General features: G+C 32.4%; 12 protein-coding genes and 2 pseudogenes. 5 read left to right on the plus strand and 9 right to left on the minus strand.

Annotation, left to right across the window (positions count from 1 at the left end):
• Positions 1-348: 348 nt before the first annotated feature.
• The 6 genes from HMPREF9144_RS05515 to HMPREF9144_RS05540 form a co-directional block, all read right to left on the minus strand.
• Complete coding sequence (locus HMPREF9144_RS05515; RefSeq protein ID WP_006044919.1) at positions 349-1,488, minus strand: hypothetical protein; 1,140 nt, start codon at positions 1,486-1,488, stop codon at positions 349-351.
• A 10-nt stretch (positions 1,489-1,498) separates the two neighbouring features.
• Positions 1,499-3,433 carry a peptidase U32 family protein gene (locus tag HMPREF9144_RS05520; RefSeq protein WP_040595396.1) on the minus strand — a complete coding sequence of 645 codons (1,935 nt, stop codon included), beginning with the start codon at positions 3,431-3,433 and terminating at the stop codon, positions 1,499-1,501.
• A 408-nt stretch (positions 3,434-3,841) separates the two neighbouring features.
• Positions 3,842-5,158, minus strand: coding sequence for a DHHW family protein (locus tag HMPREF9144_RS05525; RefSeq protein ID WP_006044921.1), 1,317 nt, complete (start codon positions 5,156-5,158; stop codon positions 3,842-3,844).
• A gap of 7 nt (positions 5,159-5,165) precedes the next feature.
• Positions 5,166-6,179: a DHHW family protein gene (locus HMPREF9144_RS05530; RefSeq protein ID WP_006044922.1), complete on the minus strand. Its 1,014-nt coding sequence runs from the start codon at positions 6,177-6,179 to the stop codon at positions 5,166-5,168.
• An 11-nt stretch (positions 6,180-6,190) separates the two neighbouring features.
• A complete protein-coding gene (locus HMPREF9144_RS05535; RefSeq protein ID WP_006044923.1) occupies positions 6,191-7,627 on the minus strand; it encodes an MBOAT family O-acyltransferase in 1,437 nt (478 codons plus the stop codon).
• Positions 7,628-7,660: 33 nt separating this feature from the next.
• Positions 7,661-8,374, minus strand: coding sequence for an SGNH/GDSL hydrolase family protein (locus tag HMPREF9144_RS05540; protein WP_257009645.1), 714 nt, complete (start codon positions 8,372-8,374; stop codon positions 7,661-7,663).
• 611 nt (positions 8,375-8,985) lie between these two features.
• Between HMPREF9144_RS05540 and HMPREF9144_RS05545 the strand changes: the two genes are divergently transcribed.
• From HMPREF9144_RS05545 to HMPREF9144_RS05565, 5 genes and pseudogenes are all read left to right on the plus strand, one after another.
• Complete coding sequence (locus HMPREF9144_RS05545; RefSeq protein ID WP_006044925.1) at positions 8,986-9,762, plus strand: cell division ATP-binding protein FtsE; 777 nt, start codon at positions 8,986-8,988, stop codon at positions 9,760-9,762.
• Between the two features lie 21 nt (positions 9,763-9,783).
• Positions 9,784-11,100: pseudogene (locus HMPREF9144_RS05550) on the plus strand (aspartate kinase).
• 6 nt (positions 11,101-11,106) lie between these two features.
• On the plus strand, positions 11,107-12,321 hold the full coding sequence (locus HMPREF9144_RS05555; protein WP_006044928.1) for a glycosyltransferase: 1,215 nt from the start codon (positions 11,107-11,109) through the stop codon (positions 12,319-12,321).
• Between the two features lie 134 nt (positions 12,322-12,455).
• On the plus strand, positions 12,456-13,484 hold the full coding sequence (locus tag HMPREF9144_RS05560; protein ID WP_249031172.1) for a glycosyltransferase: 1,029 nt from the start codon (positions 12,456-12,458) through the stop codon (positions 13,482-13,484).
• 28 nt (positions 13,485-13,512) lie between these two features.
• Positions 13,513-15,518 (plus strand): annotated as a pseudogene (locus HMPREF9144_RS05565) (fructose-1,6-bisphosphatase).
• Positions 15,519-15,852: 334 nt separating this feature from the next.
• On the opposite strand, the gene udk reads toward HMPREF9144_RS05565, so the two are convergent.
• The 3 genes from udk to HMPREF9144_RS05580 are packed head-to-tail and all read right to left on the minus strand — an operon-like array spanning position 15,853 to position 18,117.
• Positions 15,853-16,485 (minus strand): uridine kinase, encoded by a 633-nt coding sequence (gene udk / locus HMPREF9144_RS05570; protein WP_006044931.1) that lies wholly within the window; start codon positions 16,483-16,485, stop codon positions 15,853-15,855.
• Positions 16,486-16,487: 2 nt separating this feature from the next.
• Positions 16,488-17,069, minus strand: a complete 582-nt coding sequence (locus tag HMPREF9144_RS05575; RefSeq protein ID WP_006044932.1) for a uracil-DNA glycosylase family protein — start codon at positions 17,067-17,069, stop codon at positions 16,488-16,490.
• A 1-nt stretch (position 17,070) separates the two neighbouring features.
• Positions 17,071-18,117 (minus strand): endonuclease/exonuclease/phosphatase family protein, encoded by a 1,047-nt coding sequence (locus tag HMPREF9144_RS05580; protein ID WP_006044933.1) that lies wholly within the window; start codon positions 18,115-18,117, stop codon positions 17,071-17,073.
• Between the last annotated feature and the right edge of the window lie 397 nt (positions 18,118-18,514).

Here is an 18,514-nt window from a genome sequence, read left to right on the forward strand (position 1 = left end):
ATTACTTTTATTTTTAGATATCTATCAGTTGCATTTTAGATATCTGTTACGCTCGTCTCAGATATCTATCAGTTATAAATTAGATATCATAACGAATTACTTCCTATATGTATTTGTGGTTTCCCGATTTCACTAGACACTTTTTTGTTATATTAACTACTTCCATAGACATTCCCTTACTATGCCTACTGGATAGTTGGATACAGGTGAAGCATTTATGCTAGATAATAAACATCTTATGTTGTTTCATTTTCTTTTATAGAAATATAGAAGTGATTTTTTTAACAATCATCTTCGTTTCTGAAGTATTCTCACCTCTTTTCTACCGAGCCTGTATATATCTAGATTTCATTCATTCATAACCCCACAATGCGGGCAACGTCCCTTTCGATGAAGACGAGCGCCACAGTTTCCACATTCGTAGGTATCACTACTTAGCTTTATCCAAATGTGAATGGCATAATAGATATAAGCTAATAGAAGTAAATATCCTATATAATATAAGGTGAGAACCGAAAATATTATATAGTCTACTGCACAGATAGCAACCAATCCAGATAAATACATAAAGGCATCGTTTGTGCGAAGTAGACGACGAACATCATCAACGACAGCAATAGCTACAAGCAACATAGCCCACACCAACAATAGGAAGATATTTAAGAGTAAAGGTTGTGAAAATGGATTAAACGATGGATGGAAATAGAACTCGCGCCATGTTTCAGGAGCAAATAGTTGTATACTTGCATAGAACGTTGCAGATGTAGCTACAATAATAGCCAACAATGTAGGATAGAAAGAATTTATATCGTTGAAGTGTACTATATTGGCATTGCGCTTCATTATCTTTCGCATTAGATAACTTAAGCCTATCAACGAGATTATAACTAAGAATATAAGCAAGTGAGTATTGGAGAACAAAGAAATGAACTGTGATATGGGTGTATCTGGGTCTACTGCATTTAATAATTGCTTTTCGCGTGCCCAACCAAATGCAGAATCTTCAGTAGCAACACGCACCCACACAGAATCAATGGTATCGTTTGGAAGAATACGAATATCGGCTACTACTAATGGTTTTCCTTTGGTTACAGCAAATGAATCGGTCTCTAATTTATTAACTATTTCTTCCGGTTGTTGCCGTAAAAGCATTAGCGTGTCTTTGTTTACAACAAAATTAAAGCCTTCGGAATAATGATGTTTCACACGAAAAGCAAATGAATCTAATCGTGTTGTAGTTCCTGCCCAATCTATACTATTATTGGTTTCTTTCTTCAAATTGGGTGAATAGTGTCGCCCCTTTAGTATTCGGCTGGAGATTTGTGTTTCTTGAATACTATCGGGAATACTAAAGTTTGATGGAGTTTTCTTATGATAACAACTTATTGAAACAGATGAAAAGAAAAGCCATAACATCATTGCCATAAGAGAAATAGGCATTTCACGTAGACTTTTTCTTGGCAAAATATGTTTTAATAGTTCTTCCATTATTTGGTTGTTATTCTGCGTATATATTCATCTGACAATCTTTGCAATCGAACTCTAAACGAAAGCGACGTTTATCGCCTAATACTAAGTATAATGGTTCACGCCACGTTGGAACCTTTCCACCATGAACTAAACAATAGCCTAATGAATAGCGAATGCAATGACGACACTGCATAATAAGAGCATCTTTCTTCATTGCTTTCGTATCCATACATTCGAAAGCTGAACCAACATTTATACCTTGCTCTGTGTAAAATGCTCTTGCTTTACTATTAGAAACATTATACAGATAGGGGAACTTTTTATATTTTGATGGATTAATATTATGGCTATCTAAGACTGGTATATTACATGCATTAGGTTCATCATGTTTGTCTAAGTCTCGTATTGTTAATAATTGGTGTTCAAATGCTTCAATAACATTGCGTCTTAATTCTGTTAGTACACTACTCGGAATAAAAAATTGATCAGCATTCTCGTTAATCTCTATCTCATCACAAAAATAAATTGTATTACCCAACTTGGTAAGTTGTCGAATTATATTATCGTGTTGAGGCTTCTTTGCCTTTTGATGTTCAAATTCGATTGAGACTTTTACTTCTATCTTTGGAGTGGCGATATTACTTAAATGAGCTGCTAGAGAATAACCTTTGTGGGTTTTCTCAAATTGCATTGTAATGGGAATTAAACGCACTGCTGATTCACTAGAGAGTTTTTTCTCAAATGCTTGGTCTTGATTTCTATACAAACTTACACCTGTCTTTAAATCTTGAGGCATCTTGTAGGGATACAAGCGGTTTCCAGTTGCCTTATTTACACGAAATCCTTCTAATATTTCTGTAATTTTTGACTCGCCATTAGGCTGACGCTTAATAAAACACAAACCATCGCCATTAGAAAAACTTGCAGTTGAAGAAACATTAAATGAATTGTGGCGTATTTCTTTTACTTTACCAACATATTCTCCTAATGCTTTGGGCGTATTAGGTGAGAATATCCCTTGCTGCCGTCCATTAACAAAATAGTGAGTATATCCACGATTAAAAGTTTTATTAAGATTAGGAGTAAAGTTGTATTCTACCCTACCAAACGAGGCACGTTGAAATTCATTAGGGTATTTTGCTATAATTTCATTTAAACGTTGACTATATGCCGATACAACATTCTTCACATAATTCACATCTTTCAGTCTACCTTCTATCTTAAAGGCACACGCCCCCGACCTCATTAATGCTTCCAAATTATCTATCTGGTTCATATCTTTCAACGAAAGAAGATATCTTTGATGTTCTATTGTGGTACCATTTGAATCTATAAGGTCGAATGCCATTCTGCAGAATTGTGCGCACGATCCACGATTTGCTGAACGGTTAAAACAATATTGAGAAGCATAACAAATACCACTATAACTAACACAGAGTGCACCATGTACAAATGCTTCCAGCTCTACTTCGGGAACTGCTTTATGTATATTAGCTATTTCTTTCACAGACAATTCACGTGCTAATACCACACGTTCAAAACCTAAAGATGCAAGCCAACGCACTTTCTCTATAGTTCGACTATCACATTGCGTACTAGCATGTAGCGACATTTTTGTATGTAGCTGCTCTTTGCACACTTTCAACAATCCCATATCCTGAATCAATAAGGCATCTACATTTGCTTTTTCTAATTCGCAAATAAGTTGCAACATATCTTCCAGCTCATTTTCGTAGATAATAGTATTTACTGTTACATGCACTTTTGCTCCAAACTTATGGGCATATTCACATAACATTGCTATATCTTCTACACTATTTCCTGCCGAGTGCCGTGCACCAAACTTAGCTGCACCGATATATACGGCATCTGCACCGTGATTTATCGCAGCTATTCCACAAGCTAAATCTTTAGCAGGAGCTAAAAGTTCTATTGTTTTTATGTTATTGTTTGCATTCTGCATTACAATGCGCAAAGATAGCTAATAAATAGGAAAGAAGGCACAAGACTTTTATAAAAATTCTAATATAAAGAAATCTTTATCTACTTCATCTTTGCTTATATATAATATGATACCGGATTTAGACAAACAAACATCTCATTTCATTAATAAATAGTAATAAAAAATACCAATCTGCAATACTGCCAAACGAAATCTATTCTTTAATGCTAAAGTTACAATATAATAAACAAATAACCCTCTTACTTTTAAGGCTAGAGGGTTATTTGTTTATTATATTTCACACATATTTAATTTATACACACACAAATTAAAGTAGGTATTCTTAAAGGCACAAGCTATTATACGCATTTTACCAGAAAGAAATTACTATTTGTACCCTGTATTGATAACGAAAAGGCTAAATTTAATTTATTGGTCCAAGAATTTTAAATATTTCTTACCTATTTTTGGAGAGTACGCATTGAATATGTTGTTTGCAAAAAGAATATCCGTAATCTTATTATCACGTACAAACTTTTTCATATTCTTTGGGAAATAACGAGTATCTACCACTTGTATTTGTTCGAAACTAAAGAAGAGATAACCTGGCAGAGCATTTCCAAAACTATCTTTCAAAATTAGTAAATGTCGTTTATTCTTCACAGGTGTAGTAACTTTTGCTATTCTAGCATCTCCTCCCATAAATGTACAATATGCTCCAGCATTACCATCTCGATAGTGAACAAAGAATTGCCCTTTTCGGATTGTGGGTTTACCTATTATATTATAGCTTTTATCCAACTTATAATCTTCGTACTCAGTTGTATATTTCAAATTCTTTGGTACATAGAAAACAAAATCTTCTGGTGCATTCTTTATAGAAATATCTTGTGCATAGCCATACATACTACCAACAAACTTATGAACTACACGACGTTCATAATTATTCAATGTTTTAAATGGAACTTGTGCTACACGAGCAAACTCTTGTGCTGCATAATATGCTCCAAGTGGCGCCCAATGATGGTCGGTACGTAAATAAATTGGCTCATTTACGTGTTTCGAAAGAGGCGTATATACATTTACAGCTTTCACATCTTTATCTAAATGACTGAAAATATTGTTTATAGTTGCTCGCTGACTATTCGTACAACTTTTTGCCTGATCGGGACAATAAAATTCTATTGCTGTTGGAATTACCATACAATATACGTTTACTTTCGGACCAAACACTTGTTTATACTTATTTGCAGCTTCTGCATACGCAACACCACCATGTGATCCGCCACCATAAGCCATTAAAGCTCTTACATTTTCACCACTTCCAATTACTACTATACCACGATTTGCTATTTTGGCATTTTCGTTTGCGGCAACTGTATTCTTATATTCTCCAACTTCTCTTTCATCGTTTTCTTCTTCCATCATACTTTTAGAATCTTTCGAAGAAGTTGCTGCATGAAATTTCACTTGTTCTTCTCCAGGTGCAGTAATACCTAAGAGATTTTTTTGCTTCATACTAATCATCATAAAGAAATCTCTGTAAGGTTCACTATCACTAAACCAAGAGTTAATATTCTTTGTGAAATCGCCTGTTCGCAAACTTTCGAACGAATATTTAGGAAACTGCTTTAAATCGCGCTTTTCCAATATAGAGAATGTACTACGCGGTAGAAAGTCGAAAACGCAAACTAGAGCAGTAAAAATTATAGCGATAATAGAAATATAGATATTATCTTGTTTCATAAATTTATTATTTCTTTATTGGACGATTCAGCATATTCAGCAATGAATTAGATGTTCCTTGAGAATAAGCGTGTTGTATATTATTAACTATAAGTAAATCGGTGATATTGTTTTCAGTAGCATAGTGCTTTATGTTTCCTTGAAAATATCTGAAATCGACAACATATATATCTTCAAACGAAAAGAATAAGAAAGCTGGCAATGCATTACCAAAACTATCTTTTATAATAAGCAATCGGCGTCCATTCTTTGTTGGTGTTGAAACGTGTGTTGCACGAGTATCACCCCCCATAAACGTACAATATGCATTACTACTTCCATCATTATATTTCCAAAAGAAATTACCATCAACAGCAGGTTTTGTCCCCACTACACGTCTATTCTGAAGAATATACTCTATATATGTTGTTTTTATCGGACAATTTTTAGGAGTATAAAAGATAAAATCTTCAGGAGAGCTTTTCATTAACGTTGCATCGCCAGAAAAATGTGCCATACTTCCAACGAAACGATGTATAGTTTGTTGTTCGTACGAAGATAAATTGCAAAATGGAACTTTAGCAACACTTGCAAACTGTTGTGCTGCATAATAAGCAGCTAAAGGCAACCAATGATGATCGGTGCGAGCATAAATAGCTTCGTCTTTATGTTGCTCCAATATATTCCAAAGATCTATTTTTTTTACCTTATTATCTATATGTGCATACATATTATTAAGTGTAGCACGTTGCGAATTTGTTTTCACTTCTGTATAATCTTCAGGCCAATAAAATGCACTCGATATAGGAATTATCATATTGTACACTTGAATTTTATCGCCCATAGCATTCTGATATGCATTTATAGCATCAGAATACCAAGTTCCACCTTCGGCTTTTCCTGTAAAAAATGACATTGCTCTTAATAGCGAATCGTTTTTTACCACAATAATACCATTACGTTTTTTAAACACCTGTTGGGCTTGCACAACAAAAGGCATAAAAAGAAGACTATAAATAAATAATAGTGTATACCGTTTCATATTACATTCGTTTAAAAGCGTGTATATATAAAAGCATTATTTGTTGCTCCCACAAGTAGTGCTACACTTAAGAAAAGTAAGCACAAAGATATTACTACTCGTGTTACAAGTGCTATATTTGCACGTAATGTTTCTGATTTTATTTTAGAGAAATGCTTATTCACAAAATCATAAACTGGCATAGAGAATATTATACCTGCTACCCACAACCAGAAATTATTAAATAATGCTGTTTGTGCAGCGAAGTCCATAATCTTTTCTGTTTGCCCAAAGAATACGTAAAAGAAATGTTGCATTTGTGTAAGATTGGTAAAATAAAATATTCCCCAACCAACAACTACAAGAATAAGACTATAAAAATGGAGAAATATTTTTGGTATTTTATTTATAACTTTTAGCAAAGTATATTTCTCAAGCGTTACAATTATACCAAAATAAACACCCCACAATATAAAATTCCAGCTTGCACCATGCCACATTCCTGTAAGAAACCATACAACTAATATATTAAGTACCTGATGTTTCCGGTTTCCTCCCATTGGAATATAAACATAATCTCTAAAGAAACTTCCTAACGATATATGCCATTTACGCCAAAAATCGGTAATAGAGGTACAACTATATGGATGTTTAAAATTTTCTGCAAAATGAAAACCTAAACAACGTCCAAGTCCAATTGCCATATCACTATAACCACTGAAATCGAAAAATATTTGGAAAGTAAATGCTGCAATACCTACCCAAGCTCCTAAAGTGGTAAGTTGTGGTAATCCGCTCTGTAAAAACTGATTGGCTATTTCAGAAAACTGATTGGCTAATATTACTTTTTTACCTAATCCAATTAAAAATCTGTAAGAACCTTCAACAACATCTGTTCGGGTTATATGACGACTATTTATTTCTTTTGCTATAAGATCGTAACGTACAATTGGTCCTGCAATAAGTTGTGGAAACATTGAAATGTAGAGTAATAAATCTACAAAACGTTTCTGACTATCAGCCTGCTTGCGATAAACATCTATAAGATAAGAAATGCTTTGAAATGTATAAAAACTAATTCCGATAGGCAATGCTATATGTGGAATAGGAAGAGGAATTCCTATATAATTGAGCGATTCTGCAATAAAGCCTGCATATTTAAATGTGCCCAATATAAGAAGATTACAAATTAATCCAATAACAAGAGCGAGTTTTCTATGTCGTTCTTGTTTATCAATACCTATTCCTACAAGATAGTTTATAAAAACACTTATTATCATTAAGAAAACATAAGTAGGTTCTCCCCAAGCATAAAATATGAGCGAGAAAACTACTAATACTACATTGCGAGCAGTTGTTTGGCTTATACAATCATTCTTTCGCATCTTATCCCACAGGTTAGCAAATAAATAGCAAACCATAAACAATGGAATAAACACGAATAAGAAAAATAAATCCGAAAATACCATAAATTAGTTTGTATAAAAATATTTAGTACTATTTTATTGAATGAACTCTTTAATTTTTTTTGCAATATAATCCCCTACTCTTTCCGCTCCTGACGGATTTGTATGCGTTCCATCTAACGTATAAGTTAGTTTATTTTTTTCTTGAAGCGGATTAATTAAATTTATTGTATCTAAACGTATTACGTTAATATTTAAATATTCTCCACAAGCCGAAATAACATCAGATACTTTTGAAATTAAGTTTGTAGAAGCCTGTGTTGTAAACATTGGAGTAATAAGGATTATTCTACTTTTTGGGAAATTTTTCTGCAACAATTCACAATCTAGTTTCACAGTCCGTGCAAGAGATAATGCCTGTTGATGTTTCTTATTTTTTAGAGTAAAAACATCTTGCACACTTTCAGAAAAAAGTTGTGGACGTTTATTTTGAAACCAAGCATCGTTAGTTCCTGCCATAATAAATATATAATCGGGCTTAGAACATCTAAGTTCTTTTGTATCTTTTATTAAACGCAAAACCTGATTGAGGACAACATTATTGTCTGATAGCTTTTCTTCATACGAAAAAACATCTCGCTTTGTATTTTTAGTATGCGACCACGTAGCCCCACTACGTGCATAATTCATACTATGTTTTATAGAGAACTCTTTACAAAACCAAAAACTCCAACTACGTGGGTTAGAATTATCTTTTCCACCAGTCCACAAATTTGAATCGCCAAGAAATACAACATTTTTATTTGCCAAACTATTTGTATAGCTATTAGTTTGTTCACAATTGACACCGTGCAGATTTTGCACTATTATGAATAACCCAAAAGCTATTCCTATTCGAAATGATGTGTATATTTTATGAGACATAGAGTCGTTCTTTTTTAGAGCTCCATATATTTATATTTTGCGGCTGCAAAAGTACAAATAAAAACCGATAAATAAACCACCTATATTAGCAAAATATACTAAATATCATTAAGCGAATGTTCCAAATCAATACATTATATTTATATTACACCAGATATTTGTCTTAGTCATTCTTATTTTCCTTATTGTTTTATTCCATATATTTCCCTCCGCTTTATTATTTCACCATTGTTTAGAAATGTGCATTTTAAAGGATAAATAGGGACAAATATTTTTTATTATGTTTTTTAAATTTGTAATTACGTTTTCAAAAAATACAATAATAAATCATCGAAGTTTTTATTATTATTCATTTTCTTTAATTCCATAACAAACTCAAAATTGCGAATAAGTTAATAAAAAATGCTATTAATGGCTTTTTTTACAAATAAACAAGGCAAATCATTTTTTTTTCTTATCTTTGCATTAGATATAATGAAATCTCAAAAAGACATACGATGTTAGTAAATTATTGTAAAGTAAATATTTTTCAAGACGAGAAACAAGTTCTTAAAAACGTAGACTTTCAGGTAGATGAAGGCGAGTTTATCTATATTATAGGGAAAGTTGGTTCAGGTAAAAGTTCCCTTCTGAAAACCATTTATTGTGAACTTGATATTTATGCAGACGATGCTGAAGCTGCAAACGTTCTAGGACAATCATTATTAACATTAAAACGTAAGAACATTCCTGCCCTTAGAAAGCAGATGGGAATTATTTTTCAAGACTTCCAATTACTGCATGATAGGAACGTTTCTAAGAATCTGGAATTTGTGTTAAAGGCAACAGGCTGGAAAGACAAAAAGGCAATTTTTCAACGCATAAACGACGTGCTTGATGAGGTTGGAATGCTGGATAAAAAAGAAAAAATGCCAAGCGAACTATCTGGTGGCGAGCAACAACGTATTGCTATTGCACGAGCTTTATTAAATCGTCCCAAAATGATTATTGCCGATGAGCCAACAGGAAACCTTGATCCAGAAACTGCTACTAAAATTGTTGGCATATTAAAACGTGCTTCAGAAGATGGTACTGCAGTTATTATGTCAACACACAATATTCATCTTCTAAATCAATTTCCAGGAAAAGTTTTTAGATGTAAAGATGGTGAATTTAAACTGGTTACCGAAAATTCTAAAACAAAAGATTTAATAGAGAATAATGAACCATTAGAAGCAATGGTAGAACCTCTCGATTTTGTAGATGATAACGAAGAAACTTCAAATAACGAATAAGGTAACATATAGAATATTGTTATGAAAGTAATGAAATTTGGTGGCACCTCTGTTGGTTCTCCAGAAAGAATGAAAGAGGTTGTAAATCTAATTCTTAAAGATAAAAAAGAGGTATTTGTTGTTCTTTCTGCAATGAGTGGTACAACAAACACGCTTATAGAAATAGCCGATTATTTATATAAAAAAAATCACGAAGGTGCAAACGAGATAATTAATAGGCTAGAACAAAATATATATCATATATTGATGAACTTTACTCTACTAACGAATATAAAGAAAAGATATATAATTTCTTTCAAAAAGAATTTAATTATCTAAGGTCGTTTACAAACGATATCTTTACTTCTTTCGAAGAAAAGAGTATTGTTGCGCGCGGAGAAATTTTATCTACCAATATGGTAGTAAACTATCTGCTGGAGAATGGTATAAAGGCGAAATTAATTAATGCGCTCGACTTTATGCGTACTGATAAAAATTCGGAACCAGATGCAGTTTACATAAAAGAAAAATTATCTGCCATAATGGCTTCTAATAATGATTACCAAGTTTATATAACTCAAGGCTTTATTTGTAAAAACGCATACGGAGAAGTAGACAATTTACAACGTGGCGGATCAGATTATACTGCTTCATTAGTAGGAGCTGCAATTAATGCAGAAGAGATACAAATATGGACAGATATAGATGGAATGCATAATAACGACCCTCGTATTGTTGAAAATACAGAAGCTGTTCGCCAATTAAATTTTGAAGAAGCATCAGAACTTGCTTATTTTGGCGCAAAAATATTGCACCCAACTTGTGTTCAACCTGCAAAATATGCTGGTATACCTGTTAGATTAAAGAACACAATGGAACCAGAGGCAGATGGTACTATTATAAACAACATAATGGAACGTGGCAAAATTAAAGCTATTGCTGCAAAAGACAATATAGTTGTTATAAAAGTACGCTCAAGTAAAATGTTTGGTTCACCAGGATTTCTTCGTAAAGTATTCGAAGTTTTTGAAAGTTATCAGGTTTCTACTGACCTTATTGCAACAAGCGAAGTGGGAGTTTCTATAGCTATTGAAGACACAACTCATTTAGAAGAAATTACAGCCGAGCTAAAAGCTTGTGGTACAGTTACACTTGATACCAATATGTGTATTGTTTGTGTTGTAGGAGATTTAGCGTGGAATAATATTGGATTTGAGATAAAGGCAGCTGATGCATTAAAAGATATTCCTGTAAGAATGATTAGCTATGGAGGAAGTAATTACAATATATCTTTCTTAATAAAAGAGGAAGATAAAAAAATATGCATTACAATCTATCTCTAATGCGTTATTTAACTAATAGATAATGTTTACAATAGACACATATACTATCATTTTCTCATCAGTGCTAATTTTGTTGGCATTGTTATCTTCTATTATTAGCCCCTTTTTTAGGAAGCCGAAACTTTCTAATACATACAATAAAGGAGATGTTGCTGACAATAACGATATAATAGAAGACAATACAACTTCTATAAATTCAACAGAGAACGAAAAAGAAAATATAGTGGAACCACCAATTTCTATAATTCTTACCCCTAACGACGATGCATTAGCACTCTCTAAGAATTTAAATAAATATCTTAATCAGGAGTATAAAGAATACGAAATAATTGTTGTTGCACCAAAAGGAGATGTTGAAACAGAGGATATTTTAAAAACCTACGCCAATAATCCACGACTTTATGTTACATTTATACCTTCTACTTCTAAATATATGAGTAGAAAGAAATTAGCTATTACACTTGGAGCAAAGGCTGCAAAATACAAATGGCTTCTTATTTGTGATATTTTTTGTGTACCACAATCAGAATATTGGCTTTCAACTTTAGCTAGGAACTGTAAGGAAAATGTGAATATAGTAGCAGGATTTACAAATTACGATGACGATGCACCAGACTTTTGGAGATTTGAACATTTTTATATGTCATGTTATCTTATGCGCGAAGCACAAAAAGGAATTGCATACGCTTGGAATTCAAATGCCTTACTATTTAAAAAAGATGAATTTCTTGCAGAAGAAGGTTTTAGAGGAAATTTAAAATTTGTTCGAGGAGAATTTGACTTTATCGTTAATAAATATGCAAAGAAGGGTTCTACAGTTATAGAAAATTCAGAAGACGGAACACTTATAGAAGAAACTCCCACTTACAAGCATTGGACGAACAAACATCTTTACTATTTAGAAGATAGAAAACACTTAAAAAGAAGTGCAAAACATCGCATACCTTTCTATATAGACCAACTAGCAGTTTATATTAATTATCTTTTTATAATCGTAGCTTTGCTTTATGCTATCTATACATCAAATTGGATTATTTGTATTGCAGCTGTTTTCTCACTCATTGCAACTATCGCATTGCGAATATTCATAGGAAATAAAGCATTAGCATTATTTAATATTGATATTCCCTCGTGGAAAATTATTCCATACGAGTTACGTATAATATGGCAAAATCTTAATTACCGAATTAAATATTGGCGAGCCAATAAATACGATTTCATTTCTCATAAACTATAATGAAAGTACTGCATCTTACATACAGAATAAAGAAAGGAGAACTTCTTTCTGACTATTTAATAAAACTGATAGAAAATGAAAAGGCTCTGTCAGTAAAAGTAGAAATAGCTACAACTAAAAAAGAGTTTAGTAAGATGCTTTTAACTTTCAATCCGGATATAGTTCATATTCATACGTGTTGGAATTGGCATACTTCCGTTTGTGTTCATAAAGCATTACAGTCTGGTTGTGCATTACTTTTTTCGCCTTATGGAGAATTATCGCCTTTAACAATGAAGTTAGAAGAACCAATACGTAAAAAAATTCGCTCAACAGCTTATCAACGCAGAATTATACAGAAATCTGATGCAGTTTTAGCCTTATCACAACAAGAAGAAAACGATATTATCCAACTTGGGTGGAATAAACGTACAGATATTGTACCATCATGCCTATTAAATAGTTCTGTTTCGGCAGATGTAATGGCAGCAAACATAATACAACTCTATACAAAAATTATAGATACAAGGTATAGACGGTATATGGATAAAACAGAATGGCAATGCTTATGTGCCTTATTGCACTCAGGACTACAGCAAGATCCATCAAATAAAATTATACCGAGCGATTGTATTTTAACATTGCGCAAACTTACTCCACAACAATGGCGGCGTATTTTTATTTGTGCAAACGACGAATTTGTGCGAACTTATGTTGATTTTGGTATAGAACGTTTACAACTTGTTGTTCCTAACATAAATACAGCAAAGATATTACGGTATGATCCTTATATGCCGAAATCAGAAAATAGTTTGGATAATATAAAAATAGAAACAAATAATATTTTTACTAAGAGTCGTTATGAAAATGTTCTGAATGAAGAAGAAGATACTATAAAACAGATTGTTACAATGGTTGTTAATGCAAAAGAGCTATTGAAACAAAAAAAGTTTAGTTTGCTTCATCTTTCACAATTATATTGTATTATACGATTCAAAGATTATGACGAAGATCATCTTATGATTGTCTTACGCCGTATGCATTTATTAAAATTCGCTCGTCGTATTATCTATATACTCGCAAATTATTTATATTTGGAAGAAGGATATATTCCTTTTGCACCATTAAACGATAAGAAAGTACACTCTATAATAAAAAGCATAATTAATAAAAATAAGTACTAATCAACTAATTATTAACAAAAAATTAGCTATGACAAATAAGACCTATGATTTAAAAAAGATGAACGCTATCTGCAATTATTATCCCAATCATTTCCTACAATTGCAGATGCAAGTACAGAAATAATAAACTTGCAAGCTATTTTGAACTTGCCAAAAGGAACAGAACATTTTTTGGCTGATATTCACGGGGAACATGAAGCTTTTCAACATGTTCTTAAGAATGCATCGGGGAATATAAAAAGAAAAGTAAACGATCTGTTCGGCGATACATTACGAGAATCTGAAAAACGTGAGCTTTGTACACTAATTTATTATCCAGAACAGAAAATCGAACTTGTAAAACAAACCGAAACAGATATAGAAGATTGGTATCATATTGCAATTCATCGACTTGTTAGAATATGTAGAGATGTATCAAGTAAATATACAAGATCTAAAGTTAGAAAATCTCTACCTGTAGAATTTTCATATATCATTCAAGAACTTCTACACGAAAGTTCTGCTGATAAAGATAAATCCGACTATGTAAGTGCTATTATTTCCACAATAATATCAACTGGTAGAGCTGATGACTTCATAACAACTATTTGTAATGTTATTCAACGTCTCGCAATTGACAGCTTACATATACTAGGTGATATTTATGATCGCGGACCTGGTGCGCATGTTGTGATGGATATTTTAAAGAATTATCATACTTGGGATATAACTTGGGGAAATCACGATATATTATGGGCAGGTGCTTGTGCTGGAAATGATGCATGTATTTGTAATGTGATAAGAATTGCATTACGATATGACAATATGGATACTATTGAGGACGGCTATGGTATAAATCTCATGCAATTAGCTACTTTCGCAATGGATGTTTATGGTAATGATCCATGCGTCGAATTTATGCCAAAAGTAAAACAGTCTGATTCTATCGATGAAAAAAATATTTTGCTTATTGCACGTATGCATAAAGCAATTAGTGTAATTCAGTTTAAAATTGAGGCACAACTAATAAAGAAGTACCCACATTGGAAAATGAATCATCGATTACTATACGAAATGATTGATTACAAGAATGGTACAATTAATCTGAGTGGAAAAGAATATAAACTTACTTCATGTAACTTTCCAACAATAGATCCCAAACATCCAGATGTGCTAACACAAGAAGAACAAGCATTAATGGAACGACTTCACCATTCATTCACTGTAAGTGAAAAATTACGCGAACATATTCTTCTTCAATTACGCCATGGTTGTATGTATAAGGTAGTAAATAATAACTTACTTTACCATGCTTCTATTCCATTAAATGAAGATGGAACTCTTCGTGAAGTTGAGATTGAGCCAAAGAATTTTGCAAAAGGTAAAGACTTGTTGCATAAATTGGGAATGATAATAAGACGTGCCTTCCAACCACAAACAGAAAATAATAAAGAACGTGAATATGCTATAGATTATTTCCTTTATTTATGGTGTGGTCCTGATAGCCCATTATTTGATAAAGCTGCAATGACTACTTTTGAACGTTATTTTCTTAAAGAGAAAGAAACACATCATGAAGAAAAAGGATTTTATTTCAAATTCCGTGAGCGAGAAGATATTGCTGACTTAATTATGGAAGAATTTGATGTAAATAGCACTACTGGACATATTATAAATGGACATGTGCCAGTACATGTAAATAAAGGTGAAAAGCCAATTAAAGCTAATGGGAAATTAATGGTTATTGATGGAGGTTTTTCTGAAGCTTATCATAAAGAAACTGGTATTGCTGGCTATACTCTTATTTATCATTCACGTGGTTTTGAACTTGTTCAGCACGAACCTTTCGCATCTGAAGAAGAAGCTATAAAGAGAGGTACCGATATTGTTGGTACAACTCAAATTGTTGAATTAAATCAACGGCGGTTAAAAGTTGCCGATACAGATAAAGGAACAGAACTTAAATTGCAAATAGAAGCGTTAGAAGAGTTGCTTTACGCTTATCTTCATGGATTTTTAGCTGAGAGTGAGAAAAAAAATCCTCCCAAAATTTAAAATGATTATTCACAAAATGAATATTATATTGAAAAATAAGATTACTAAATTTGCCAATCTATCAATAATCATTATTGGTTAAACAAAAAGCAAGCTAGATAATCATAGAAACTAATAGGAGTGTGTTAATTTAACACACTCCATTATATAAAAAACAAAGTTAATCCTTCAATATAGTCGTAACATATAATTCTAATTGATATTAATTTCTACAGAGCAATATTGCTTTTGCACAATATTTACAAAGATTCAATATCAATTAAAATCCTTATTCATAAAAACGCATAAAGTTATTGCGATATTATAGGTTATGATTTTACCAGAGGTTGAAATTTTAACCTTCTACGCGAGGTATTAATCCGTGAATATAACTACATAGAATATTGATTCCTTTCGTATTCTCTCCACCTTGAGGAATAATAATATCTGCGTAACGTTTAGTTGGTTCAATAAACTGTTCGTGCATAGGTTTTAACACCTTTCTATATCTGTCTAACACCATTGTTACATTGCGTCCTCTTTCTAAAATATCGCGTTCAATATTACGTATAAGACGTTCATCGGAATCACAGTCTACAAATACCTTCAAATCCATTATATCCCGTAATTTCTTATTTAAAAGAGACATAATTCCTTCAATAATAATAACAGGTTTCGGCTCTACATAAATAGTTTCAGGTAATCGATTACAAGCTAAATAACTATAAGTAGGTTGTTCTATTGCAAGTCCATTACGCAAGTCATTAACTTGTTTGATAAGTAACTTCCAATCGAAAGCATCTGGGTGATCAAAATTTATAGCTCTACGTTCTTTTTCAGTAAGTTCAGTAGTATCATTATAATAAGAATCTAATGGAACTACTGCTACATAATGTGGAGGTAAAGTTTCAACAACCTTTCTTACAACTGTAGTTTTCCCTGAGCCGGTACCACCTGCAATTCCAATTATTGTAATTTTATCTAGCATATTTAGAGTATATGTGTTTCTTTGAACATTTGTTTATAATAAGTTGCTTTTTCTTCAACACGCATAGGGTAAGCACGACTACTACTTGGCTCACGATATAATTTTAATGTTCTACCTTCAAAAGAAAATGTTCGATATTCTCCCATTTTCATTTTACGCGCATCTATATTGTAATGCTCGGTAAAAACTTTTGTGGCGAGTTGTCCAGCAGCTAAAATTGATTTACATTCTGGTAATGAACGTAACATTTTATCAAGATCTGCAGGCTCTACTATTTCTAAATCTTTATCAGATGCTGTTCCAGTTGTTCTGCGAATACGTAAAGCCGTATCAAATATAGCAACACCTTTTTCTTTTAAAAATTGCTTTAATTCTTGTAGCTTATATGTTTTATTCGCTTCATCAATAAAATGCATTTTATCCTCAAAGAAAGCTAACCCAAATATTCGCCACATATCGTTAGTATAATTAGGATAATACCATTCCATAGCCCAACGTTTAGGTGCGGGAGGGAATGTTCCAAGCATCAATAACTTTGCATTTGATGGTAACCATGGCTCAAATGGATGCGTTTCTATTTCCATTTTATTTTTGCTCTTTAATTAAATATAGCACAACTGGGAGATGATCTGAATAACCATTAAGCCAAACTCCTCCATCTGTTGTTCGTTTTATATTGCCTTTGTGTTTTCCTGTTTCTTGAAATAAATAATCGCGACGGAATATTTGATTTTTCCAAAATTTTAAGGTTGAATAATCTTTCTGGTATTCTTTATTCAAAATGTTTGGCGTTAAGACTATCTGATCGAATAAGTTCCATCTACCTTGATATTTTAAAGTTCCTGTATTCTCTTTTACTAAAACATTATACCACGGATTATAAAGATCGTTTACACCAACTTCGCTAATATTCGGTTTTGCAGATAAACATTCCACCATACTTTTATCAGTTGGATCATCGTTCATATCACCCATAATTAATATTTTTACATTGGGGTCATCGCATAAAAGTGAATCTTTTAATGCCTTTACTTCTTTTCCAGCTAATTCGCGAAAATATGAACCAGCTCCACGACTTGGCCAATGGCACACAACAACAGTTAAATGTTCTTCTGCTAAAGTACCACTAACTGTAAGAAAACCTCGTGTAGGACGCTTATCTTTCGTTGTATTTTCGTATACATAAGGCACTAATTTTACATTACGTATTGTAAAAAGTTTAGGATTATAAAGTAAAGCACAATCTATTCCACGCTGATCAGGCCCCTCAATATGAATATATTTGTAATTACGAGTTGCAAGAGATGGCTGTGCTGTTAAATCTTTTAAAACGTGTTCATTCTCTACTTCGGCTAAACCAATAATAGCACAGCCAATATTAGGAAGAACATCTGTACCCATTTCTGAAAGCACTTTAGACATATTGTGTAATTTGCTTTCATATTTCATTTTATTCCATTTATAAGAACCATCTGGAGTAAAATCCATATCTTTCTTACCTTCATCATGTGTATAGTCAAAAAGATTTTCTTGGTTATAAAAACCTATTCCATACACTGAATATTTTTTTTGTGCAGTAACAGAGACACAAAATATCACCGTTAATATAAAAGAAAACAGGTATCTTCTCATTGTTAAAATTATTTCTTTTTATCCAGTAAAACATCTAATTTAAGCGAACATTGCCCATAAGCATATATTCGGCTTGCAAATATCGTGAATTTATCTGATATTAAAGCATATTTCACAAAAAATATTGTATTCAATAAAACTTTTCTCGCTATTTTGAGAAAAATATATTTAATAGATGGTCTTATCATTTTCACCTATTTCCTATACTGTATCTATCGCTCCTTATAGAAGTATAAAAATCAACTATCCATATTATTGCGCTTAAACAGTTAGTTAGAATTTATCGTAGTATATAGAAAAAAGTTGAAATTGCAAGTTCCAAAACGAAGTGCAATAAAAGAGTGTCCCTCTCCGAGAGATGCAGACGTTCTCGACGCGTAGCGAGAGGTTGTCTGCA

The sequence above is a fragment of the Prevotella pallens ATCC 700821 genome, from assembly GCF_000220255.1.
GTDB lineage: Bacteria > Bacteroidota > Bacteroidia > Bacteroidales > Bacteroidaceae > Prevotella > Prevotella pallens.